A 21,114-nucleotide genomic window follows, 5' to 3' on the forward strand; every position below is an offset into this window, starting at 1 on the left:
TCCTGAATACGGTACCTGTATATACACTAACTACTCACGTTATGTCCAGCTTTGATCCGGCTAACTCCTCCGCGGCTTCTCGCCGGGAATTTATGCGCACTCTTGCCTTGGGGGCGGGAGCTTCTTTGGTGGGTGCCTCAGCTATGGGAGGACCTTTGTCGTGGTTGGAAGAAGCTAGCACTGAGCCGACTACCCCATTTGGGCAAAGTGCCAAGCCGCTGGGCGTGGCCCTGGTGGGCTTGGGCAAGTACAGCACCGGCCAGCTGGCCCCGGCTCTGCAGCAAACCAAGCTGTGTAAGCTGGCCGGCATCGTGACGGGAACGCCGGCCAAAGCAACTCAATGGCGGCAGCAATACCAGTTGCCGGAAAAGAACATTTATTCCTACCAGACCTTCGACCGGATTGTCGACAACCCCGACATTGACATCGTGTACATCGTGTTGCCGGTGGGCCTGCACGCCGAGTACGTAGAGCGAGCCGCCCGGGCGGGCAAGCACGTTATCTGCGAAAAGCCCATGGCCCCTACCGCCGATGAATGCCGGCGCATGATTGCGGCCATGCAGAAAGCAGGCAAGAAATTCAGCATCGGCTACCGTCTGCACTTTGAGCCCCACCACCAGGAAATGATGCGCCTGGGCCAGCAGCAGGTGCTGGGCCCCATCAAGAGCCTAGTAGCCGACAATGGCTTCCGGTTTAACAACGACACGCCCTGGCGCGTGGACAAGGAATTGGCCGGCGGCGGGCCGCTCATGGACATGGGCATTTACTGCGTGCAGGGCGTGGTATATACCAAAGGCCAGCTGCCGGTATCCGTCACGGCTTCGTTTGCCCCAAAAACCGACCCCGTGCTATTTAAGGAGGTGGAAGCGGGCGTAAACTGGCAAATGCAATTCGCCGATGGAGCCGTGGCCGAGTGCCGCACCAGCTACGCCGAAAACCTCAATAGCCGCCTGCGCGCCAACACGGCCCAGGGCTTCATGGAGCTGCAACCAGCATTTGGCTACGGCGGCATTCAGGGCCGAACCAGCAAAGGCGCCATGAACCTGTCCAACGTGCCCCAGCAGGCCCGCCAGATGGATGATTTCGCCGCGTGTATTCTGCAGAACAAACCCACCCGCGTACCCGGCGAAATGGGCCTGCGCGACGTGCAGCTACTCGAGGCCATTTACCGCGCCGCCGAAACGGGCCGCAAAGTATCAACTAAGGAGGTTGTAGCCGTGCTGGACAAGGTAGGCAGCCGGTAAGCCGCCGGCCGCTTCCTGGGCACAGGGCTCAAACTGGCTGGCTGAGTGATATCCTAATAAGCTGAAGTGAATGAAGTCCGGTTTACGGCTCGGGTAAGACTCGTACACCTAGTGCATGTGAACAGCCCGGGTTTCTGAATTGTGTTAGCTCATCATGCAGAGCGCAGCAAAGCATCTCGCATGGCGTCGTTGCAGTCGTCAGCACGCGAGATGCTTCGCTGCGCACTGCATGACAGCCTTCGACTTCACTGGTAACAGTTCTCGATAACATATCCGTTAAAGCCAACACGTATCCTGCTAAGCAAAGCGAGGAATCTGGGTTACTCATTAGGAGATTAACTCAGATTCCTCGCTTTGCTCGGTAGGGCACAATAGGACTCACTACGCTGGCGTAGGTGCCAGGGGGGCTAGTCGGCGTTGCCGGTGGCCCCGTCGTCGGTGAAGTCGCCGGCATTGTTGGGGTTATGCTCGGTGTAGCTGGCTACCTCGTTGGTCAGGGCCACATCAACGGCGGCGGCGGCACCTGCTGCTTTTGGGGCGGCTTGCTTGTCAGCGGAGGAGGAATCTGCCGAGGCATCTGCATCCGACGACTCGCCCGTAGACTGGCTAGCAAACGGCCAGCTCCCCTGCGTGTAGCTAATGTAAACACCGGCGGCCAGGGCGGCCAGCGAAGCCCCGATCAGGGCCGTAAGGTTGGACTTTTTCGACATAGGTAGGAAAGTAAGGAAGCCAAGCAGTCGGTTGCAGGCGACTACCGCGGCAGGTTAGATGAATAGGCATACGAGCGGCCTAGCCATTTAGTGACTCAGCCGTGGGTTTTCTGCTGGTTTAGCGGGGCTGCACGGGGTATTTTTCGAACATGGTAGCAATGCCCTCGTCAATGCGAGCGGCCAGCCGGGCGGGGTCCTTGGTGAGGGTGCTGGCGGCTACCCCCTGCCAGATCTGCAGGTTACGGGCCGCATCCACGATATCAACCGTGGCCGTGCCCTCCCGGTACGTCCCGACGGGTACTTGCTGCTTTTCCCAGCGGTAGCGACGCTGCCCAATGTAGCGCGGACCATCAAACTGAATGTTGGTTTCCCGAGTTTGCACTTTCTCCTCGGTCACTATCCCAATGTTTACCCACAGGTCTGGGGTGTCGGCACGCTGGTAGCCGCGGCTTTCCAGCTCCCGCGCCACCGCCTGTTTCAACTCCTCAATCCCGACGCCCCCGCCGGCAAAAGCGGCTTCGTTGCGGGCCGTCACGTCGAGAAAGTTGTAGGTTTTATAGGCTGAGAAATCGACGCCCGGCGTCTGGGTCGTGGACTCAATCCGGACGGGCGAGCAGGCCCCGGCCGTGGTCAGAAGTAGCGCGGCCACAAGTAGGTTTTTCATAGACTAGCAGGGAGTAGTGCGGAACAGAAAAGTAAGCACAGGCCCAGGCTTACAGGAGAAGCGCCCACGCGCAACAGACAGCACCTGTCGCCTGGCCCTACCCCCCGCCCGGGTGGCAAACTTCTTTTACGAGGATATACGGCCCGGGCCGCCCAAGCGCTGAAATAAGCAGGTAGGTGGCCGCCAGCAACGGTTTATCCCCGCTTGCCCCGCATCTTTGCAGCTTCATCTTTTCATCCGCGCCGCATGACCCTGACCTGGACCACCAAACCCTTCCCTGACCTGACCCTCGCGGAACTGTACGCCCTGCTGCAGCTGCGCTCCGAGGTGTTCGTGGTCGAGCAGACCTGCGCCTTCCAGGACCTCGACGGCCAGGACCAAGCCGCTACCCACTTGCTGGGCCACACGGAAACGGGCGAGCTGGCTGCGTATTCCCGCTTGTTTGGGGCCGGTATTAGCTACCCCGAGGCCAGCATTGGGCGGGTGGTGGTAAGCCCCCAGTTTCGGCGCTACGGCCTGGGCCGGGAGCTGCTGCGCGAGTCCATTGCGGCGGTAGCGGCGCTGTTCGGCGAGCAGCCCATTCAAATTGGTGCTCAGCTCTACCTCAAGGACTTCTACGAAAGCTTTGGGTTTCAGCAGGTAGGTGAGGGCTACCTCGAAGATGGCATTCCGCACATTCACATGGTGCGAAGCTAGGCGGCACTTTCCCGGCGTTTTTCTTTGTTCCCATCACCTCGACGGCCCCAGCCGTTACGGCTGGAGGTAGCGAAATACGTTTTCCAGCCAGAACATTCCTCTGCTGATCGGGTTTGCTAAACCAGTGTTTTTTGCCCGGCTATCAGCTGGCCTCGTTGCTACGGCTCGGTTTGCTTAGCTGGCTTGCGCTTCCCTTTCCCTGCTCTATCTGCCATGCCTACCTCTTCTTTTCCCGTCGACTATCAAAAACTGTTTCACGCCCTGCCCGATAACTTCCTGCTAATTGCGCCGGATGCCGCGGCTACCATTGTTGATAACACCAACAGCCACGTGGGCGTGTCCATGAAAAGCCGGGAAGAAGCCGTGGGCAAACCGTTCTTCGAAGCCTACCCCGCCTCCGACGAGGCCTCGGCCGCTACCATTCGGGAGTCGCACGAGCAGGTGCGGCGCACCCACCAGCCCCACACCATGCCCCTAATTCGCTACGACCTGGAGCGGCCTTTGGAGCAAGGCGGGGGCCTGGAGGAACGCTACTGGGAGGCCACCCACTACCCCATTTTAACCGAGCAGGGCACCCTGGAATTCATTTTGCAGCGCACCCAAGACGTAACTGAGCGCTACCGTGCCGAACTGCGCAGCCAGCAGGTACAGCGCGAGCTGGCCGAACAGCAGGAGCGCACCCGGTTTATTCTGGAATCGTTGCCCGTGATGGTGTGGACCAACCTGCCCACCGGCGAAACGGACTACTTTAACCCGCGCTGGCTGGAGTTTACGGGCCGCTCACGGGAGGAAAGCCTGGGCTTGGGCTGGCTCGAAGACATTCACCCCGACGACGTTGCGGCCACGCAGCGGCTCTGGAACCAAGCCCGCGACAACAACAGCGAACTGCAGATGGAGTACCGCCTGCGCCGTCACGACGGGCACTACCGCTGGGTGCTGGTGCGGGCCTTACCCCGTCGCAACGCTACCGGCGAGGTGACCATGTGGGTAGGCTGCGGCACCGATATTCACGACCAGAAGCTGATGGTGCAGGAGCTGCTGGAGCAAAACGAGCAGCAGGCCCTGCTCTCCGATCAGTCGTACCAGGCGTTTCAGCAGGTGCAGCAGCAGCGCGAGACGTTCTACAACCTGTTCATGCAAACGCCGGCGCTCATCTGCATTTTGCGGGGGCCAGAGCACCGCTTCGAGTTCGTAAACCCGCCCTATCAGCGGCTGTTCCCGCACCGGGAGCTGGTGGGCCGCACCGTGGCTGAGGCCCTACCGGAGGTAGTTGAGCAAGGCTTTATTGGGCTGCTGGATGGGGTGTTCACCACGGGCAAGACATTCATCGGCAACGAGGTACAGATTGCCCTCGACCGGGACGGCTCGGGCCAGCTGCAGCGCAGCTACCTGAACTTCACTTACCAGCTATTTGAAGAGCAGGGCCAGAAGGCGGGCATCACGGTATTTGCCTACGACGTGACGGATTTAGTAGAGGCCCGTCAGGCCCTTGAAAACAGCGGACCTGATGCTCGCTAATTCTGTAGTTACTTTTTTATCCCGCTCCTCATGGATTTAACCCACCTCGATTTTCAACAGGCCCGCATCAAGCAGGTGCTGTTTAAGTCGCGGCTGCGCTCAATCCTCTATGGAGTGCGGGAGCCCGACGCCACCCTGTTCTCTATGCGCCAGAATCCGCTGGGCGAGTGGCTGTACTCGGTGGTGAAGCCCCGCTACGGGGCCGCCCTGCCCGTGCAGCGCCTGGAGCAGGAGTTGCAGCGCATGATTGATACGGGCCGCGGCCTGGTGCAGCAGTACCAAGGCGGCCAGCTGGAAGAATCTCGCTCTGGCCTGGAGCGCCTAGATGCCCACGCCGCTCGTATTGAGGCCTACCTCAAGGAGTTAGAGCAACTGGCCTAACCCGAACGGCGCGCTACGTGAGTGGCCCCGCCAGTGCCCGGCCCTTCGGCAGGTAGCTACTGGCGGGGCTATTGCGTATGTTGGCCCGATGAAACTCTCCCTGCTCCTCTTCTCGGCGGGCGCCTTCCTGACCAGCGCCGCACCCTTGCCACCAGCACCGCCCGTTCCGAAACCCGTAGTCAAAGCCCTAAGCCGCGTCCGGCCCGATGACGTGAAGGCCCACATTCAGTACCTGGCCGACGACAAACTCCGGGGCCGAAAGCCCGGCACGCCCGGTTACCAAATGGCCGTCGACTACGTGACCAGCCAGCTGAAAAGCTTCGGAGTGCAGCCAGCCGGCGAGGATGGCGGGTTCACGCAGCGCGTGCGCCTGCGCCGGGCCACCGCCCAGCCTACCCCCACCATCCGCTACCAACCCGTAGCGGGCAGCCTGCCCCTGCCCGCCGCTGAAATTCACTTGTACCCGCATCCGGAGCAGGCCAGCGCCCAGCTACCCGCTACCGGGTTAGCCTTTGCCGGCTACGGTATTTCGGCCCCCGACCAAGGCTACGATGACTATCAGGGCCTGGACGTAAAGGGTAAGGTAGTCGTGATTGTGCGCGGAGCCCCCCGCCGCTTCCCCAGCACCGTAGCCGCCGCCAGCCAGGACCAAACCCTGCTGGTGCAAACTGCGGCCCAGCACGGCGCCGTGGGGGTGCTGTTTGCCTCCCCGCGCCCGGCCCCGGCCTCGGCGGCCGCTAGCCGGCCGTTGTCGACCACCAGCGTGCTGGGGGCCGATGGCAAGGTGGCCGCGGCCCGGGGCTTTATCAGCGGCTCGGGCGTAAACATGACCGGTACGCTGTCGGCGGCGGGCTTGCAGGCGTTGCTGCTGAATGCGGCCACCGATACGGCCCGGGTGCTGAGCAGCCTGCGCCAGGGCCAGCCGGCGCCGGTGGCCCTGCGCGGCACGCTGGAGGCCAGCTGGCAGTCAACTTACCAGGATTTCGACAGCTACAACGTGGTCGGAAAAATTACCGGTTCCGATGCTACCCTGCGCAACGAATACGTAGTGCACTCTGCCCACCTCGACCACCTAGGCGTGGCGGCTCCCGTGCAAGGCGACTCCATTTATAACGGCGCCCACGACAACGCCTCGGGCGTGGCCTCGGTGCTAGAAATTGCCCGGCTCTATTCTCGCCTCAAGCAGAAGCCCAAGCGCAGCATCCTGCTGGTGCTGCAAACCGGTGAGGAGTTGGGCCTGCTTGGCTCGGCCTACTTTGCCGCCCGCCCAACCGTACCCAAAACGGCGCTAGTAGCCGATGTGAATACCGACATGCCCACCATCATTGCCCCGCTGCTATCGGTGGTACCGCTGGGCGCCCGGCATTCGTCCTTGGCCCAGCCGGTGGAGGAAGCAGCTCGCTACCTGGGCCTGACGGTGGAGGAAGACCCCGAGCCCGACCAAAACCGGTTTATCCGCTCCGACCAGTACAGCTTCGTGGCCCAGGGCATTCCGGCCCTGCACATTAAGTACGGCAACCGCACCCCCGACGGCAAGAACAACCTCAGCGAGCAGGTGCAGAAGTGGCGCGCCCTCACCTACCACAAACCCCAGGACGACATCAACGGCACCTTTGATTTTGAGGCCGGCAAGAAGTACGTGCAGCTGAACTTCCTGATTGGCTACCTCGTGGCCCAGAATCCGCAGCGCCCCACCTGGAACCCCGGCGACTTTTTCGGGCAACGGTTCGCACAACAACGGTAAGCACCACCAATAAACAGTGCAACAGTACTGAAAAAGGGTAAACCAGCTGGAGCTAGGGTTCTGCTGGTTTACCCTTTTTTAGTGCTGAAATTCTATATATTTCCGAATATTAATGTTTGAAGCCCGGCGAAGCCTGATTTGCCCGGTCTTTTAGCACTTTCACAGGACCTACCCCGCCCCTCTGCCTACCTCCCACCACTGCGTATGATTATCTACGGCTACCGAACTTCTCACCTGCGTACCGAACCTGTGGCCGGCTCCTGCCCTACCTGCGCTACCCCTGATAGTCTGCGCGTTAGCGTTATGGGGCGCTATGCTCACGTATACTGGGTGCCCCTGTTTCCGCTGGGCAAAACCGGGGGCTCCGAGTGCGGGCACTGCCGGCAGGTGCTGCGCCCCAAGGAAATGACGCCCGAGCTACGGCAGGAGTTTCAGGCAGTAAAACAACGGGCCAGCGTGCCGCTGTGGCATTTTGTGGGGGTGGCGCTGGCTGCCGTTGGGGTAGTGTGGGGCGTAATAAGCAACAGCCTCAGCCAGGAAGCCAACCAGACCTTCATTACCGCGCCCCACAAAGGCGACCTGTACTACATCCGCACCGAGAACGGGCACTACTCCCTACTGAAAGTGCAGGAAGTGGCCGGCAACAGCGTAAAGCTGCTGGCAAACACCTATGAAATTGACACCGAAACCGGGGCTCAGGAGCTGAACAAGCCGGAAAACTTTGCCCCGGAGCCCGTGGAGCTTACCCGCTACGACCTGAACATTATGCTCAATCAGGACGAAATAGTGGAAATTGAGCGCCACTAACATCCGTGGCCGGCGCGGCTAGCTTGCCCCCGTTACCTACCTAGGCGGGCTCCGGCACTCACCGGAGCCCGTGGTTTTTCGGGAGCCTTGCCCTAGAACCGCCCCCAGGTAGCCAGCGCCTGCTGATGCTCCCGGCTGATTTGCCGAACAATAACACTATCGGGGCCGGAACCGACTAGGATGGCCGTGCCTTGCTCCCGGGCGTAGGGGTTGCGCACTGCCCCGGCCCGGCGGAGTTGCCGAAAATGCGTGCCGAGCGCAGGGTCGGGCTCGTCGTCTATTACCAAGATGTGCTCCCAGTGGCGGGCCGCCGGTCCAGGAAACCAGAACAGGTAGCTGCCATTGAAACTATGCGCCGCGGGTAGCGGACGGTGGCGGTTCACGTAATTGATGGCCCCGGCTTGCCCATAGTTGGCCGTGAGAATAAGCGTGCGGGCCCGCGTGGCGGCGGGCAAGGCCTGGTAAGCCTGCCAGGTTTTGTCGGCCAGTTCCTGCCAGCCAAGCATGTCGGCAAAATCCTGGGGCAAGGGGTGGTCTTGCCCGTCTTCCCAGCGCAGGGCACCCGTGCTGCGGTAATGCTGGCCCACCGCCACCATGCGGGCCGGCGAGTTGAGCGTGAACAGGATGGGTAGGAAGGGAAGGCTCAGCAGCAGCGGCAACACCAGCAGGGCCGGGCGCAGCACATTGGCTGCCCGGAGGGGCCAGCGGCTGAGCTGCTGCTGCCACCACACGGCCCCGGCCGCAAACAGAATGGGGTAGTAGCCCAGGGCGTAGTAGCTTTTGCCGTGCAGCAACGTGAGCAGCAGCAGGCCCCCGCAGTAGATCAGCCCCACTACCCGGTAGGGTTGCAGCGGCCGACTCAGCAGCAGCCCCAGCAGGCCTGGCACCCATACCCACAAAGCCGGCAGACACATCACGGCCTGATCGAGCCAGAACGCCGCTCCCGAAACATACACCAGTTGGGTGTCGTGCAATTCCCGCATGTGCTGCAGAAAGGGGATGCCATGCCGCAGCTGCCACAGCAGGTTTGGCAGCCACAGCCCCAGGGCCAGGGCGGCGCTCAGCCAGAACGCCCGGGTAGCCAGCACCCGCCGCAGGGGCGTGGCTAACAAGGCTCCCAGCACGGCCGCAATAAAGAATAAGGCCGAATACTTATTAAGCAACGCCAATCCCAGCCCTACCCCTATGCCGTAGAGGTACTGCGGCCGGGGCCGCTGCACGTAGCAGATCAGCAGGTAACAAGCCAGAGTGAAGGCAAAGACCTCGAAGGAATTGGGCTGAAACAGAAAGTTGAGGCGGGCAAACCCACTGACGATATAACACAGCCCCGCCAGCACCACAGCCCACGCGCCGCCACCGAGCCGCTGAGTAGCCCGCGCCACCACGTACACCGTAAGGCTACCCCACAGAATGGGCCAGAACTTCACCCAAAACCAACTGCCGCCCAAAGCCAGCGTAATCCAACTTTGCAGGGCCGTTAGCGGGGGCACCTCCAAGTAGCCCCAGGCCAGGTGCCGCCCGTAGTTGAGGTAGAGATACTCGTCGCGGTGCAGCTCGTAGGCGCGGCTGGCTAGCCCGTAGCCAGTAGCGGCCTTCAGGAGCGCAAGTAGCACAGGAAGCAGCCGGAAGAATTTCACGGCTCAATATAGAGAACCTACTATAAACACCACTGCTCCTTTGCCCCTGTTCTACAACTCCTTGGGGAGCCGGATGGCGTGGAGATATTCATTCAGGCCGGCCGGGTGCTGAAACAAATGAATAAAGAGAATACGCTCCTCGTCCCACTCACACCACTCCTCGGCGTAGAAGTCGGCGGCGGCAAACAGGCGCAGGCGGAAGCTGTCCTGGCGCCGCTCGGCCAGCAGCTGACCGTGGCGGCGCAGGTGCTCGGCCTGGCGGAACATATGTAGTTGTTTGAACTCGGCAAATTTCATGAGCAGCTCCAGAACCCAAAGATACCACCTGCCAGTTCCGGGCGGCGACGTAGTGGGGTGAGGTAGCTCAAGGCCATCCGTCTAGCCTAGTGTGCTACCCCTCCTTAATAGAACAAACCCTTGACGTGTGACTATTGAGGAAGGGCTTGTCAGGGTAGTTAGCAGGTGTGTGGCATAAGAGAGAAAGAATGGCCGCGCCTCGCTCGCCAGGACACGTCCCTGAGTGAGGACGGATAGCACCGCGCGGGCTTGATGTGCTACATGCCCGCCATGCTACCATTTCCTACCTCGCTCACCATTTCATCATCTCGCCCCTCCACTATCTTACCATTTCCCATCTTCGCGGCATGAAAACGATTCGCTTTCCGCATCCGCTGGTTTTGCTGGTGGGGTTTATTTTGCTGGCGTGCCTGCTGAGCTACCTCTTGCCCGCGGGCGTATTTGAGCGCCATACTGATACCGTGACGGGCCGGGAGGTAGTGGTGGCCGGCTCCTACCACCGGGTGGCCCCTACCCCCGTCAGCCCCCTGCAGGCGCTGGTGGATATTCCGAAGGGCCTGGTAGATGCGGCTTCCGTGATTTTCCTGGTGTTTCTGGCCGGCGGGGCTTTTACCGTCGTCGACCTGACGGGCGCCCTGCGCCGGGGCGTCGATTGGCTGCTGCTGAAGTTTCAGGGGCGCGAGGCCGTAGTAATTCCCATTATTTCGGTGCTGTTTGCCACCATGGGGGCCCTGGAAAACATGCAGGAAGAAATTGTGCCCCTAGTGCCCGTCCTACTGATTTTGATGCGCCGCATTGGCTACCCCACCGTTACGGCCGCCGCCGTTAGTATTGGCTCGGCGGCGGTGGGGGCGGCCTTCAGCCCTCTGAACCCATTTCAGGTGGGCATTGCCCAGAAGCTGGCCCAACTGCCCCTGCTTTCCGGCGGCGGCTTCCGCCTGGCATTCCTGCTACTGGCCCTCACCATCTGGATAGCCGGCACCGTGCGCTACGCCCTGCGCCACCGGGTGCAACCGGAAACTGCCGATGCCACCACCCCCGGCACGCTGGCCGCCGGGCGCAACCATGGCTTAGTATTACTGCTGCTATTCAGCGGGTTTGCCTTCTTTGCCTACGGGGTGCTGCAGCTGGGCTGGGAGTTTGAGCAGATGGCAGCTTTGTTCTTCACGCTGGGGGTAGTGGCAGGCCTGGTAGGCGGGCTGGGCCTAACGGGCACGGCCGAAGGCTTCATTGCCGGCTTCCGCGACATTGCGTTTTCTGCCCTGCTCATTGGGTTTGCCCGGGCCATTTTTGTGGTGCTAGAGCAGGGCCAGATTGTGGATACCATTGTCAACGGCCTGTCGGCGCCGCTAGCGGGCTTACCGGCCTGGACGGCGGCCCTGGGCATGATGGGCGTGCACACGGCCCTGCACCTGCCCGTGCCCAGCGTTAGTGGCCAGGCCGTGCTCACCATGCCCCTGCTCGTGCCCCTCTCCGACCTCATCGGCCTCTCGCGCCAGGTAACGGTGCTGGCCTACCAGTACGGTGCCGGCCTCTGCGAGCTGATAACGCCCACCAACGGTGCCCTCATGGCCATTGTGGCGGCCTGCGGCGTGCGGTTTGACGAGTGGTGGCGCTTTGCCTTCCCGCTATACTTGGCGCTGGTAGTGCTAGCCGCCGTGGCCATTATCGCCGGTATTGTGGTGGGTCTGTAACAACACTTCGGCTCTAGAAAAGCCGCCGTCACACAGTAAAAGTCCATCATCCTGAGCTATGTGGCGCATCAAGCTACATGCTCAGGATGACAGCGCAGAAATCACCATCTCACTATCTCATCATCAGGCCAAGCGCAATTCTTCGGCTTCGAAGATGCGCTTGAGTTTGCGCTTCTTTTCTACTAGCTGAAACCGGAAGGTATCGGTGGCTTCATTGTAAAACACGTCAGAAATAAGGCCCTGGTGGGGCGGCCGGCCCGGTTCGGGCTGCACTTCGCCTACCACGTCGCCGAAGCTGAAGGGTGGCTTGCCGTACAGCTCCCGGAATAGGTCGCGGCTGACTTTAAACTGCTGCTCATCGTAGCGCAGCAAAATCCAGTCTTCGGTTTCATCAATCTTTTCGAAGACTTTGCCCAGGGGCTCCAGCCACTCAAACGAGCGGCGGTTGGCCGGATGCAGGTAGCTCAGGCCGAACTCGGGAGTCCAAGAGTACAGGCCGTAAATAACAGGTTTAGGACGAGGCACGGATAAAAAAGCAGAGTACGGAATGAAGGTAGCGGGAGGTGCCAGCTACGAAAAAGCAGCCGCCACCCCTCAGGCAAGTGCTGGGCAAAAGGCCTGTGTTGGGCCGCATGCCGGAGGGCCAGCACCATCCGGAAGGCCGCATTTATACGGAGGCAATTTCCAGCTTTTCGGTATAACTACCAGCCTGGCCTCTTCGTTCAGCCCTGAGGAGAAGGGGTAGCGGCTGGGGCGGCTTGGCCGTTCGGCTCCCGAACAACGACGAAACGTTTCGGCTCCCTATGAAGAAAGAAGACATCCACCTCAGCGACTGGAACCGCATCCTGTTCGGCGATGCACCCGTGGCCTTTACCCTGGAAGTGGTGGTGCGCACCGTGCTCATCTACTTCATTTTCCTGCTGATTATGCGCCTGATGGGCAAGCGCATGAATGCCCAACTAACCATAACTGAGCTGGCCGTAATGGTTACGCTCGGCGCCATTGTGGCCGTACCCATGCAGATTCCGAACCGGGGCCTGCTCCCGGCTGTGGCCTTGCTGCTGCTGGTGCTGTTTCTGCAGCGGGGCCTCAACTGGTTGGCCGTTAAACGGCGAAAAGTAGAGGTAGTACTGCAGGGCGACGTAACCATTCTGGCTAAGAACGGGGTGCTCCAAATTGATAAGCTCCGGCAGGAACGGGTTTCGCACGAGCAGCTTTTTGCCCAGCTGCGGGCCGAAAAAGTTACCCATCTGGGGCAGGTAAAGCGGGTATATATGGAGGCCGACGGCTCCTTCAGCGTTTTCAAGCGCACCCCGCCCGTGCCCGGCCTTACGGTGCTACCCGAGCAGGACGACCGGCTTCGCCGCACCCAGCCCCCGGCGCCTGACCAAAAAACCTGCAACTACTGCGGCTACTTGGCTACCCCCACCGACCACGCCGGTAACCGCTGCCCCAACTGCGGACAGCAGCAGTGGGTAGCGGCCGTGCAGTAAGCTCCGGCTTAGCCCGCCTCCCTCCCGCTCACGAGTTGCCGGCCCCGGCCAGCCGCCGATAAACTCCTCCTGTTCACGCCTTTATGTTGCCTTATGAAACCCGAGGATTTTCATTTGTTTGACCCGCTGCGGTTCTTTCTAGGCGATGTGCCGTGGAGTTTTCTGCTGGAAACCCTCTTGCGCGGGGCCTTTCTCTACGGCTTGCTGCTGCTGGCTATGCGCCTCATGGGTAAGCGCATGGGCGCTCAGCTCAGTCGCAACGAAATGGCCGCCCTGGTTTCTCTAGCTGCTGCCATTGGGGTACCCATTCAAGCCCCCGACCGGGGGCTGGTGCCACCCCTGTGCATCACCCTGCTTATTGTGCTGGGCCAACGCTACATTGCCGCCCAAACGCTACACAGCAAAAAGTTCGAGGAGGCATCGCAGGACGATATTGCCATTATGGTGGAAGATGGCTGCCTGAACCTGGACAAGATGCGAGAGGTAGTACTACCCCAGGAGCGGCTATTTGCCCAGCTTCGCTCTTCCAGCATCGATCAGCTTGGTGAGGTGAAACGGCTCTACATGGAAGCCAACGGCGACTTTACCTTGCTGCGCCAGGAACCGCCCCAGCCCGGCCTTACCCTAATTCCGGATTGGGATGAGGAGTACATTCAGCAGCAAAAGAAAGCGCCCGGCACCTTCGCCTGCCTGCGTTGCGGCCACCTGGAGCGCAACCAGTCCGCGGAGCCAAACCACGCCTGCCCGCGCTGCCAGCAAAACCGCTGGACTACCGCCGTCACCTCAGCCTAACCTTACCTTGTTAAGCCGCGGTGGACGGTAGCGCAGCACACCAGGCCGGGTACCCTGCATCGGCTCAGGCTCTCGCGTGTTCCACGTGGTAGTGCGCGGTAGGGTAGGCCCAGAGCCTATTTCTCGCTAAGAACAGCTTCGTTGCCTTCAGTTTCAGTGGCTTAGCTGCCGTGCTACAACCTAAGAGGTATGCAAGCAGTATGAGCGGTTGTCGAGCTTCCCCGCTCCTTTCCATCGACAACCCATGCCTAAAACTGACCTTCTCCCCGTCGCCGTGCTGCCAGCCGGCATGGGCGCTCTTCCGCACGAACACGGCACCACCTTCCGCGTGTGGGCCCCGGCGGCTACGGCCGTAGCCCTGGTGGGCCCCTTCAATCAGTGGGATGCCACTACCCACCCGCTCAACCCCGAAGCCGAGGGCTACTGGGCCGCCGACTTTGCGGACCTTGCCCCGGGCACTGAATACAAATTTCACCTCACCACGCCCACCGGCGCGCTAGTTCGCAACGACCCCTACGCCCGCGAAGTCACCCATTCGGCCGGTAACTCCGTGGTGCCAGACCCCGATTTCGACTGGGAAAACGACCAGTTCCAGATGCCCGCCTGGAATGAGTTGGTGGTTTATGAGCTGCATATCGGGACCTTTCACGCTCCTGACCCCACCCGGCCCGGCACTTTCCTGGACGCCATTGACAAGCTGGACCACTTGCAGGAACTGGGCATAAATGCCGTGGAGGTAATGCCGGCCACCGAGTTTCCGGGCAGCTTGTCCTGGGGCTACAACCCGGCCCACCCCTTCGCCATTGAAACCGACTACGGCGGGGCCGTGGCCTTCAAGGAGTTTATCAAGCAGGCCCACCGCCGCGGCATTGCCGTTATTTTGGACGTGGTGTACAATCACTTTGGCCCCGGCGACTTAGACTTGTGGCAGTTTGACGGCTGGAGCGAAAACGACGGTGGCGGCATCTACTTTTATAACGACTGGCGCGCCGAAACGCCCTGGGGCCACAACCGCCCCGACTACGGCCGCGACGCCGTGCGCCGCTACATCCGCGACAACGCCCTGATGTGGCTGGAAGAGTACCGCGTGGACGGGCTGCGCTGCGACGCCATTGCCCACATCCGCAACGTGGATGGCACCACCGACGCCTCCCGCGACTTGCCCGAAGGGTGGAGTTTGATGCGTTGGATCAATGAGGAAATCCGGGCCGTGATGCCCTGGAAGATTACCATTGCCGAGGACTTGCTGGGCAACGAGTACATTACCCGGGCGCCGGAGGAGGATGGGCAAGGCTTTTCGGCCCAGTGGGACGCGGGCTTCGTCTACCCCATTCGCGACGCGCTAACTACCCCGCACGATGCCGACCGCAACATGCACGCCGTGGCCGAAGCCGTGAGTAACGTCTATAATGGCGACGCTTTCCAGCGGGTCGTTTATACTGAGTCGCACGATGAGGTAGCCAATGGCAAGGCGCGCGTGACGGAGGAAATCATGCCGGGCAACGCCGCGTCCTGGTTTCCAAAGAAGCGCTCTACCCTGGGCGCGGCGCTGGTATTCACGGTTCCGGGAATTCCCATGATTTTTCAGGGCCAGAACATGCTGGCCGACGGCTCTTTCTCCGATGATCAGCCCCTGGACTGGAGCCGGGCCGAAACGCACGCCGGCTTGGTGCGCCTCTACCAGGACCTGATTCGGCTGCGGCGGAACCTGAACGGCAATACCCGGGGCCTGCTGGGCCAGCGCGTGGATATATCTCACCTCAATAATGAGGATAAGATTCTGGCTTACATCCGCCGCGACCAAGGCGGCCCCGGCGACACCACCGTGGTGCTCTGCAACTTCGCCGACCGTTCTCACCCCGCTTACACCATTGGCTTACCGCGCGCGGGCCGGTGGCGCGTGCGCTTCAACTCCGACTGGCAAGGCTACGACCAGGAGTTCGGCAACTTTGAGAGCGTGGATACCGAGGCCGAATACGGGGTATATGACGACCAGCCCTTCCACGGTACGTTCGGGCTGGCGCCGTACTCAGTGCTAATCCTTTCCCAGGAGCCGGAGTAGGACCTACTGGCGGCACTCTTGCGTAGAAAGAGCGGTGATTTGCCGGCGGCGACAGTAAAAAACTGGCTGCGCCGGCAAATCACCGCTCTTTTTACGTGCGAAACCCTGCCAGAACCATATCTTGCCGCTACTCCCACCGAATCCTCTTTCCCATGCAAGTCCCCGCTCCCGCCCCCGATCCTATTGCCCCGGACGCCCTACTCGTGGAAGTAGCCTGGGAGGTTTGCAACCAGGTGGGGGGCATTTATACCGTTATCCGCAGCAAAGTACCCGCCACGGTGCAGGCCTGGGACGACCGGTACTGCCTGCTGGGGCCCTACTTTGCCAACCAGGCCCAGGGCGAGTTTGAGCCCTACGACGACCAGCAGATGGCTGCCCTCAACGACCCGTTTGCCGGGGCCGTGCGTGAAATGCGCAAGCGTGGCTATGATATCTGCCTGGGTATTTGGCTGGTTACGGGCCGGCCCCGCGTGGTGCTGATCAATCCTTTCCAGGCCTACCCCCGGTTGGGTCAGATTAAATCGGACCTCTGGCACCACCACACGATTCCAACGCCCGATACCGACGATTTGCTGCACCAGGTAGTAGCTTTCGGCGACTTGGCAAAAACCTTCCTGGAAATTCTGGCCGCCGAGGTAGTACCACCCCAACGGCTGGTAGCGCACTTTCACGAGTGGATGACGGGGGTGGCCATTCCGGCCCTGCGCCGCGACCAGGTGCCCCTGCATTTGGTGTTTACTACCCACGCCACCCTGTTGGGCCGCTACCTGGCCATGAACGACCCCAACTTCTACGACCACCTCATGCAGGTGGAGTGGCAGGCGGAGGCGCGCCACTTCAACATTGAGCCCGCCGTAACCATGGAGCGGGCCGCGGCCCACGGCGCCCACGTGTTTACCACGGTAAGCGAGCTGACGGTGCGGGAGTGCATCTACCTGCTCGACCGAATTCCGGACGCGGTGCTACCCAACGGGCTGAACATTGAGCGGTTTGTAGCCCTGCACGAGTTTCAGAACCTGCACCAGCAGTACAAGTCCAAGATTCACGAGTTCGTGATGGCGCACTTCTTCCAGAGCTACTCCTTTGATCTGGACAAGACCCTGTACCTGTTCACGAGTGGGCGCTACGAGTATCATAACAAAGGCTTTGACTTGACCCTGGAGGCCCTGGCCCGCCTCAACTACCGCCTCCAGCAGAGTGGGCTGGAAGGCCAGGTAGTTATGTTTTTTATCACCAAACGCCCCTTCCACAGCATCAACCCCCAGGTGCTGCAGAGCCGGGCCATTCTGGATGAAGTACAGGAAACCTGCGAGGCCATTGAGCGCCAGGTGGGCGAGCGGCTGTTTTACGCCGCCGCGGCCGGCACCGACCACCGCCTGCCCGACCTCGACGCCCTAGTCGACGACTACTGGAAGCTCCGTTACCGCCGCACCCTGCAAAGCTGGAAAACCACCAACCTACCCCCCGTCATCACCCACAACCTGGTGGATGATGCCACCGACGACATTCTCAACTTCGTGCGGCGCGCCAACCTGGTCAACAACCAGCACGACCGGGTAAAAATCGTGTATCACCCTGACTTTGTATCGCCTACCTCGCCCTTGTTTGCCATGGAGTACGGGCAGTTTGTGCGGGGCTGCCACCTGGGTATTTTCCCTAGCTACTACGAGCCCTGGGGCTACACCCCGCTGGAGTGCGTGGCCCGCGGCGTACCGGCCATTACCAGTGACCTTTCCGGCTTCGGCGACTACGTGATGGAAACCGTGCCTGAGCACGAGGCCAAGGGTATTTACGTGGTCAAGCGCCAGGAAAAGAGCTTCGAGGAATCGGCCGAGGAGCTGACGGAAATGCTCTGGCAGTTTGTGCAACTCAACCGTCGGGAACGAATCATGCAGCGCAACAACGTGGAAAGCTCCGCCGAGCTCTACGACTGGAAAAACCTGCGCGTGCACTATGACCGAGCCTACCAGCTGGCCCTGGAACGGCAGTAGGTAACCCACCCACCACTACATCAGCAGCCAGCTTACGCCGTCCTTGAAGCTGGCTGCTCTTTTATCTGACTACGGGCCGCCGGTACGGGCCCGCCGCTACCCCAATTAAACACGCGCTTTTGCCTCCGCTACATGTGACGCCGAAGTCCACCATTATAAGGAGTAGCCTAGCCGGGGTAGTGGCAGTGCTAATTGCCACCACTGCCTTGGCCAATGAGTTCTGGCTGGAGCCGGCGCGATTTTTTGTATTGCCCGGCGCCACGGTGCACCTGCGGCGCCTCACCGGTCAAGGGTTTCAGGGGCAGGCCTGGGGCGGCCGCCGCAACCGGGTAATTCAGCTGCTCCACTACGCGCCCGGCGCTGATCCGGCCAATTTGCTCCCCCTGACTACGACCACCGACACGCTGGCAACCACCATTACCCTGCGGCAGCCCGGTACGCATATGGTGGCCTTGGTTACCAACAATGCATTTACTACGCTACCCGCCGAGCAGTTCACCGCGTACCTGCAAGCCGAGGGCCTTGATTACGTGCTGGCCCAACGCCAGCAGCGGGGCCAAACCGGGCAGCCGGGCCGCGAGGCCTACCGGCGGTGCGCTAAAACCCTGATTCAGGTGGGGCCCGCCGCTGCCGCCGATACGGCCCGCACGTGGGCGCGCGTGGTGGGCCAGCCCCTGGAGCTGATACCCGAGCAAAACCCGCCTACCCTAGCCAGCGGCGCCGGACTTACTGTGCGCGTGCTGGCCGAGGGCCGGCCGGTAGCTGGCCAGCCGGTGCGGCTGTGGTACCGGAGCCCCACCTCGCAGCCGGTGCTACTTCATACGCTCCGCAGTAACCAAAACGGCCGGGTGCTGTTTCGTATATCCGGGCCGGGTGAGTACCTTGCCGGCGCCGTGCGCATGGTGGCCGCCCCGGCCGCGCAATCCGCTGACTGGCAGAGTACCTGGAGTACCCTGACGTTTGGCGTGAGCAAACAAAAGAGGCCGTAGTGCAGCTCTACCGCACTTTTTAAGTCCTTTGTCGTCTGCTCACGCCCGAATAGTTTTTTTGTTACCTTCGCAACTCCCATAACCACCGAACTACCTGCGGTATGAAGTACTCAATAGATAAAAAAGAGACCTACACGATTATCACGATTGACGAGAAGAAGCTCGACACGACGGTCGCGCCCGATCTGAAATCGGAATTCGTGAAGCTGAATGCCGAGGGCATCAACAACCTGATTTTGGACCTAAGCAACGTTAAATACACGGATTCTTCCGGGCTTAGCTCCATTCTGATTGCCAACCGCCTCTGCAACTCTACCGGTGGTTTGCTGGTGCTTACGGGGCTGCAGGACCACGTGATGAAGCTCATCACCATTTCCAAGCTGGAGTCGGTGCTGCATATTTTGCCCACGGTGGAAGAAGGTATCGACCGGATTTTCCTGCACGCTATTGAGCGGGATCTGACTAGCAAAGAATAGTTTTTTGGAGGCTGTTAGCTGTTGACTGTTGGCTGTTAGTTTTACACTGACGGCTACTGGTCAACAGCTTTTTCTTTTTCGGCCTTTTGCCCCGCGCAATCTGGCCCTCGGTTGTTTCTTTCACGGCAATAGCTAGCGGCCAACAGCTAGTAGCTAATCGCTAAGTTTTGGAGTTCGAGCTGAAAATTCTGGGTAGTGCCTCGGCTACGCCGTTCCTGGACCGCCACCACACGGCGCAGGTCCTGACCGTGGGAAATGCTCAGTATCTCATTGACTGCGGCGAAGGTACCCAGCGTCGCCTGATGGAGCATAAAATCCGGCACCAGCGCATCCACACCATCTTCATCAGCCACCTCCACGGCGACCATTTCTTCGGGCTTTTCGGACTGCTGGGTACCATGCACCTGAACGGGCGCACGGAGCCGCTGCGCTTGTTTGGTCCGCCCGGCCTGGATGAGGTGCTGACCAGCCAGTTTCGGCATTCCTACACTCACCTGAGCTTCGAGCTGGAATTCACTCCGGTTGATACCACCCAGCACCAACTCATCTTCGAGGATAAGAACGTGACGGTGCACACGTTGCCCATGCGCCACCGCATTCCGTGCTGCGGCTACCTGTTCCGGGAAAAGCCCAAGCGCCGCCGCCTGCTCCCTGAACTGTTGCCGCCCGGCCTCACCCACGCCCAGCTCCACGCCCTAACCCTGGGCGAGGACGTGCACAATGCGCAGGGCCAGCTGCTGGTGCCTAATGCGCACGTAACTATGGCGCCCAAGCGGGCCCGCAGCTATGCCTTCTGCTCCGACACGCTGTACACGGAAAGCCTGGCCGACCTCGTGCGCGACGTGGACCTACTGTATCACGAGGCTACCTTCCTAGATGATTTGCGCGACCGGGCCTTAGTAACCCACCATTCCACGGCCCGCCAGGCCGGTTTGCTGGCCCGCCGCGCCGAGGTGCACCGCCTGCTCATCGGTCACTTTTCCAGCCGCTACCGCGACTTGGAGCCCCTGCTGGCTGAAGCCAAAACCATGTTTGAGTGGACGGAGCTAGCTGTGGAAGGCCTATCGGTAAGCATAACCGAGTAGGCGGGCGGCTGGGTAGGCTTCCTTTATTTTCCTGACCGGCAGCGGGCCGATTTAAGCGGCTCCCGTCTTCTCTCCCCTCGTTCTATGGCCTCTTCTTTTACGCACAAAAAGCAGCAGCTTTACCTAGTGCTCAGCGGTATTTTCATTGTGAATGCGCTGCTGGCCGAAATCATTGGGGTAAAGATATTCTCCGTGGATGCGCTGCTGGGCCTGCCCGGCAACCTGACGGCCGGCGTTATCATTTGGCCCGTGGTGTTCATTACCACCGACATCATCAATGAATATTTTGGGCGCGAAGGAGTATTGCGCGTGAGTTTTCTGACGGTGGGCCTGATTCTGTACGCCTTCCTCGTGATTCTGGCCACTACCAAGCTGCCCCCGGCCCAGTTCTGGCTCGACGTCAATAGCCAAGATGCCCAGGGCCGGCCCTTCAACATTGAGTTTGCCTACCAGAGTATTTTCCGTCAGGGGTTGGGCATTATTATCGGCTCGATTACGGCCTTTATTATCGGGCAGGTGCTGGATGCCTCGGTGTTCCAGTGGTTTCGGCGGGTAGCGGGTGGGCGCTACGTGTGGCTGCGCGCCACGGGCTCCACGCTTATTTCCCAGCTCGTCGATTCCTTTGTGGTACTGTTCGTGGCCTTCTATGTATTCGGCAACTGGACTTTTGACCAGGTGCTGAGCGTGGCCAACACCAACTACTGGTATAAATTTGCCGCCGCCATCCTGCTCACGCCCCTGCTTTACCTGGCCCACTACCTCATTGATCGGTATGTAGGCCGGGACGAAACCCAGGAATTGCAGCAGCAGGCCGCGGCCGATGTGAGCGTGTAA

General features: G+C 60.6%; 20 protein-coding genes. 15 read left to right on the forward strand and 5 right to left on the reverse strand.

Annotated features, from left to right (window positions below; translation table 11 throughout):
* Window positions 1-41 precede the first annotated feature (41 nt).
* A complete protein-coding gene (locus MWH26_RS11995; protein WP_247974482.1) occupies window positions 42-1,244 on the forward strand; it encodes a Gfo/Idh/MocA family protein in 1,203 nt (400 codons plus the stop codon).
* A 407-nt stretch (window positions 1,245-1,651) separates the two neighbouring features.
* Here MWH26_RS11995 and MWH26_RS12000 read toward each other — a convergent pair whose 3' ends face one another.
* Both MWH26_RS12000 and MWH26_RS12005 read right to left on the reverse strand, forming a co-directional pair.
* The gene (locus MWH26_RS12000; protein ID WP_247974483.1) at window positions 1,652-1,954 is read right to left on the reverse strand and encodes a hypothetical protein; all 303 of its coding nucleotides are present in this window, start codon (window positions 1,952-1,954) and stop codon (window positions 1,652-1,654) included.
* 118 nt (window positions 1,955-2,072) lie between these two features.
* The gene (locus MWH26_RS12005) at window positions 2,073-2,618 is read right to left on the reverse strand and encodes a DUF4136 domain-containing protein (protein WP_244696856.1); all 546 of its coding nucleotides are present in this window, start codon (window positions 2,616-2,618) and stop codon (window positions 2,073-2,075) included.
* 246 nt (window positions 2,619-2,864) lie between these two features.
* On the opposite strand from MWH26_RS12005, the gene MWH26_RS12010 reads away from it, so the two are divergent.
* The 5 genes from MWH26_RS12010 (at window position 2,865) to MWH26_RS12030 (ending at window position 7,764) form a co-directional block, all read left to right on the forward strand.
* Complete coding sequence (locus tag MWH26_RS12010; RefSeq protein ID WP_244698663.1) at window positions 2,865-3,314, forward strand: GNAT family N-acetyltransferase; 450 nt, start codon at window positions 2,865-2,867, stop codon at window positions 3,312-3,314.
* 213 nt (window positions 3,315-3,527) lie between these two features.
* Window positions 3,528-4,832 carry a PAS domain-containing protein gene (locus MWH26_RS12015; RefSeq protein ID WP_244696857.1) on the forward strand — a complete coding sequence of 435 codons (1,305 nt, stop codon included), beginning with the start codon at window positions 3,528-3,530 and terminating at the stop codon, window positions 4,830-4,832.
* Window positions 4,833-4,862: 30 nt separating this feature from the next.
* Complete coding sequence (locus MWH26_RS12020; protein ID WP_244696858.1) at window positions 4,863-5,213, forward strand: hypothetical protein; 351 nt, start codon at window positions 4,863-4,865, stop codon at window positions 5,211-5,213.
* A gap of 88 nt (window positions 5,214-5,301) precedes the next feature.
* On the forward strand, window positions 5,302-6,957 hold the full coding sequence (locus MWH26_RS12025) for a M28 family peptidase (protein ID WP_247974484.1): 1,656 nt from the start codon (window positions 5,302-5,304) through the stop codon (window positions 6,955-6,957).
* 204 nt (window positions 6,958-7,161) lie between these two features.
* Window positions 7,162-7,764, forward strand: a complete 603-nt coding sequence (locus MWH26_RS12030; protein ID WP_244696861.1) for a hypothetical protein — start codon at window positions 7,162-7,164, stop codon at window positions 7,762-7,764.
* Between the two features lie 92 nt (window positions 7,765-7,856).
* Here the strand turns inward: MWH26_RS12030 and MWH26_RS12035 are convergent, their stop codons facing one another.
* Together MWH26_RS12035 and MWH26_RS12040 are read right to left on the reverse strand one after the other, a co-directional pair.
* A complete protein-coding gene (locus MWH26_RS12035; protein ID WP_247974485.1) occupies window positions 7,857-9,377 on the reverse strand; it encodes a glycosyltransferase family 39 protein in 1,521 nt (506 codons plus the stop codon).
* A gap of 75 nt (window positions 9,378-9,452) precedes the next feature.
* Window positions 9,453-9,698, reverse strand: coding sequence for a hypothetical protein (locus tag MWH26_RS12040; RefSeq protein ID WP_244696863.1), 246 nt, complete (start codon window positions 9,696-9,698; stop codon window positions 9,453-9,455).
* A gap of 347 nt (window positions 9,699-10,045) precedes the next feature.
* Here MWH26_RS12040 and MWH26_RS12045 point away from each other — a divergent pair, with 347 nt between their 5' ends.
* The gene (locus MWH26_RS12045) at window positions 10,046-11,392 is read left to right on the forward strand and encodes a YfcC family protein (protein ID WP_247974486.1); all 1,347 of its coding nucleotides are present in this window, start codon (window positions 10,046-10,048) and stop codon (window positions 11,390-11,392) included.
* Window positions 11,393-11,515: 123 nt separating this feature from the next.
* Here the strand turns inward: MWH26_RS12045 and MWH26_RS12050 are convergent, their stop codons facing one another.
* Window positions 11,516-11,917: a DUF6960 family protein gene (locus MWH26_RS12050; RefSeq protein WP_244696865.1), complete on the reverse strand. Its 402-nt coding sequence runs from the start codon at window positions 11,915-11,917 to the stop codon at window positions 11,516-11,518.
* A gap of 278 nt (window positions 11,918-12,195) precedes the next feature.
* Between MWH26_RS12050 and MWH26_RS12055 the strand changes: the two genes are divergently transcribed.
* From MWH26_RS12055 to MWH26_RS12090, 8 genes are all read left to right on the forward strand, one after another.
* Entirely contained in the window at window positions 12,196-12,885 is a 690-nt protein-coding gene (locus MWH26_RS12055; protein ID WP_247974487.1) for a DUF421 domain-containing protein, read from the forward strand.
* 93 nt (window positions 12,886-12,978) lie between these two features.
* Entirely contained in the window at window positions 12,979-13,677 is a 699-nt protein-coding gene (locus tag MWH26_RS12060) for a DUF421 domain-containing protein (protein ID WP_247974488.1), read from the forward strand.
* A gap of 244 nt (window positions 13,678-13,921) precedes the next feature.
* Window positions 13,922-15,739: an alpha-amylase family glycosyl hydrolase gene (locus MWH26_RS12065; RefSeq protein WP_247974489.1), complete on the forward strand. Its 1,818-nt coding sequence runs from the start codon at window positions 13,922-13,924 to the stop codon at window positions 15,737-15,739.
* Window positions 15,740-15,891: 152 nt separating this feature from the next.
* Entirely contained in the window at window positions 15,892-17,730 is a 1,839-nt protein-coding gene (locus MWH26_RS12070) for a glycosyltransferase (RefSeq protein ID WP_247974490.1), read from the forward strand.
* A 134-nt stretch (window positions 17,731-17,864) separates the two neighbouring features.
* Window positions 17,865-18,719 carry a DUF4198 domain-containing protein gene (locus MWH26_RS12075; RefSeq protein WP_247974491.1) on the forward strand — a complete coding sequence of 285 codons (855 nt, stop codon included), beginning with the start codon at window positions 17,865-17,867 and terminating at the stop codon, window positions 18,717-18,719.
* Window positions 18,720-18,820: 101 nt separating this feature from the next.
* Window positions 18,821-19,195 carry an STAS domain-containing protein gene (locus tag MWH26_RS12080; protein WP_044002696.1) on the forward strand — a complete coding sequence of 125 codons (375 nt, stop codon included), beginning with the start codon at window positions 18,821-18,823 and terminating at the stop codon, window positions 19,193-19,195.
* 167 nt (window positions 19,196-19,362) lie between these two features.
* On the forward strand, window positions 19,363-20,280 hold the full coding sequence (locus MWH26_RS12085; protein WP_247974492.1) for a ribonuclease Z: 918 nt from the start codon (window positions 19,363-19,365) through the stop codon (window positions 20,278-20,280).
* Window positions 20,281-20,364: 84 nt separating this feature from the next.
* The gene (locus MWH26_RS12090; RefSeq protein WP_244696871.1) at window positions 20,365-21,114 is read left to right on the forward strand and encodes a queuosine precursor transporter; all 750 of its coding nucleotides are present in this window, start codon (window positions 20,365-20,367) and stop codon (window positions 21,112-21,114) included.

Origin of the sequence: Hymenobacter sublimis (assembly GCF_023101345.1) — a bacterium.
GTDB lineage: Bacteria > Bacteroidota > Bacteroidia > Cytophagales > Hymenobacteraceae > Hymenobacter > Hymenobacter sublimis.

Coding starts and splice junctions, on each gene's coding strand:
- MWH26_RS12000 (WP_247974483.1), bottom strand. CDS start 1,954: ATGTCGAAAAAGTCCAACCTTACGGCCCTGATCGGGGCTTCGCTGGCC.
- MWH26_RS12040 (WP_244696863.1), bottom strand. CDS start 9,698: ATGAAATTTGCCGAGTTCAAACAACTACATATGTTCCGCCAGGCCGAG.
- MWH26_RS11995 (WP_247974482.1), top strand. CDS start 42: ATGTCCAGCTTTGATCCGGCTAACTCCTCCGCGGCTTCTCGCCGGGAA.
- MWH26_RS12025 (WP_247974484.1), top strand. CDS start 5,302: ATGAAACTCTCCCTGCTCCTCTTCTCGGCGGGCGCCTTCCTGACCAGC.
- MWH26_RS12030 (WP_244696861.1), top strand. CDS start 7,162: ATGATTATCTACGGCTACCGAACTTCTCACCTGCGTACCGAACCTGTG.
- MWH26_RS12070 (WP_247974490.1), top strand. CDS start 15,892: ATGCAAGTCCCCGCTCCCGCCCCCGATCCTATTGCCCCGGACGCCCTA.
- MWH26_RS12080 (WP_044002696.1), top strand. CDS start 18,821: ATGAAGTACTCAATAGATAAAAAAGAGACCTACACGATTATCACGATT.
- MWH26_RS12090 (WP_244696871.1), top strand. CDS start 20,365: ATGGCCTCTTCTTTTACGCACAAAAAGCAGCAGCTTTACCTAGTGCTC.
- MWH26_RS12020 (WP_244696858.1), top strand. CDS start 4,863: ATGGATTTAACCCACCTCGATTTTCAACAGGCCCGCATCAAGCAGGTG.
- MWH26_RS12015 (WP_244696857.1), top strand. CDS start 3,528: ATGCCTACCTCTTCTTTTCCCGTCGACTATCAAAAACTGTTTCACGCC.
- MWH26_RS12010 (WP_244698663.1), top strand. CDS start 2,865: ATGACCCTGACCTGGACCACCAAACCCTTCCCTGACCTGACCCTCGCG.
- MWH26_RS12045 (WP_247974486.1), top strand. CDS start 10,046: ATGAAAACGATTCGCTTTCCGCATCCGCTGGTTTTGCTGGTGGGGTTT.
- MWH26_RS12060 (WP_247974488.1), top strand. CDS start 12,979: ATGAAACCCGAGGATTTTCATTTGTTTGACCCGCTGCGGTTCTTTCTA.
- MWH26_RS12065 (WP_247974489.1), top strand. CDS start 13,922: ATGCCTAAAACTGACCTTCTCCCCGTCGCCGTGCTGCCAGCCGGCATG.
- MWH26_RS12055 (WP_247974487.1), top strand. CDS start 12,196: ATGAAGAAAGAAGACATCCACCTCAGCGACTGGAACCGCATCCTGTTC.
- MWH26_RS12005 (WP_244696856.1), bottom strand. CDS start 2,618: ATGAAAAACCTACTTGTGGCCGCGCTACTTCTGACCACGGCCGGGGCC.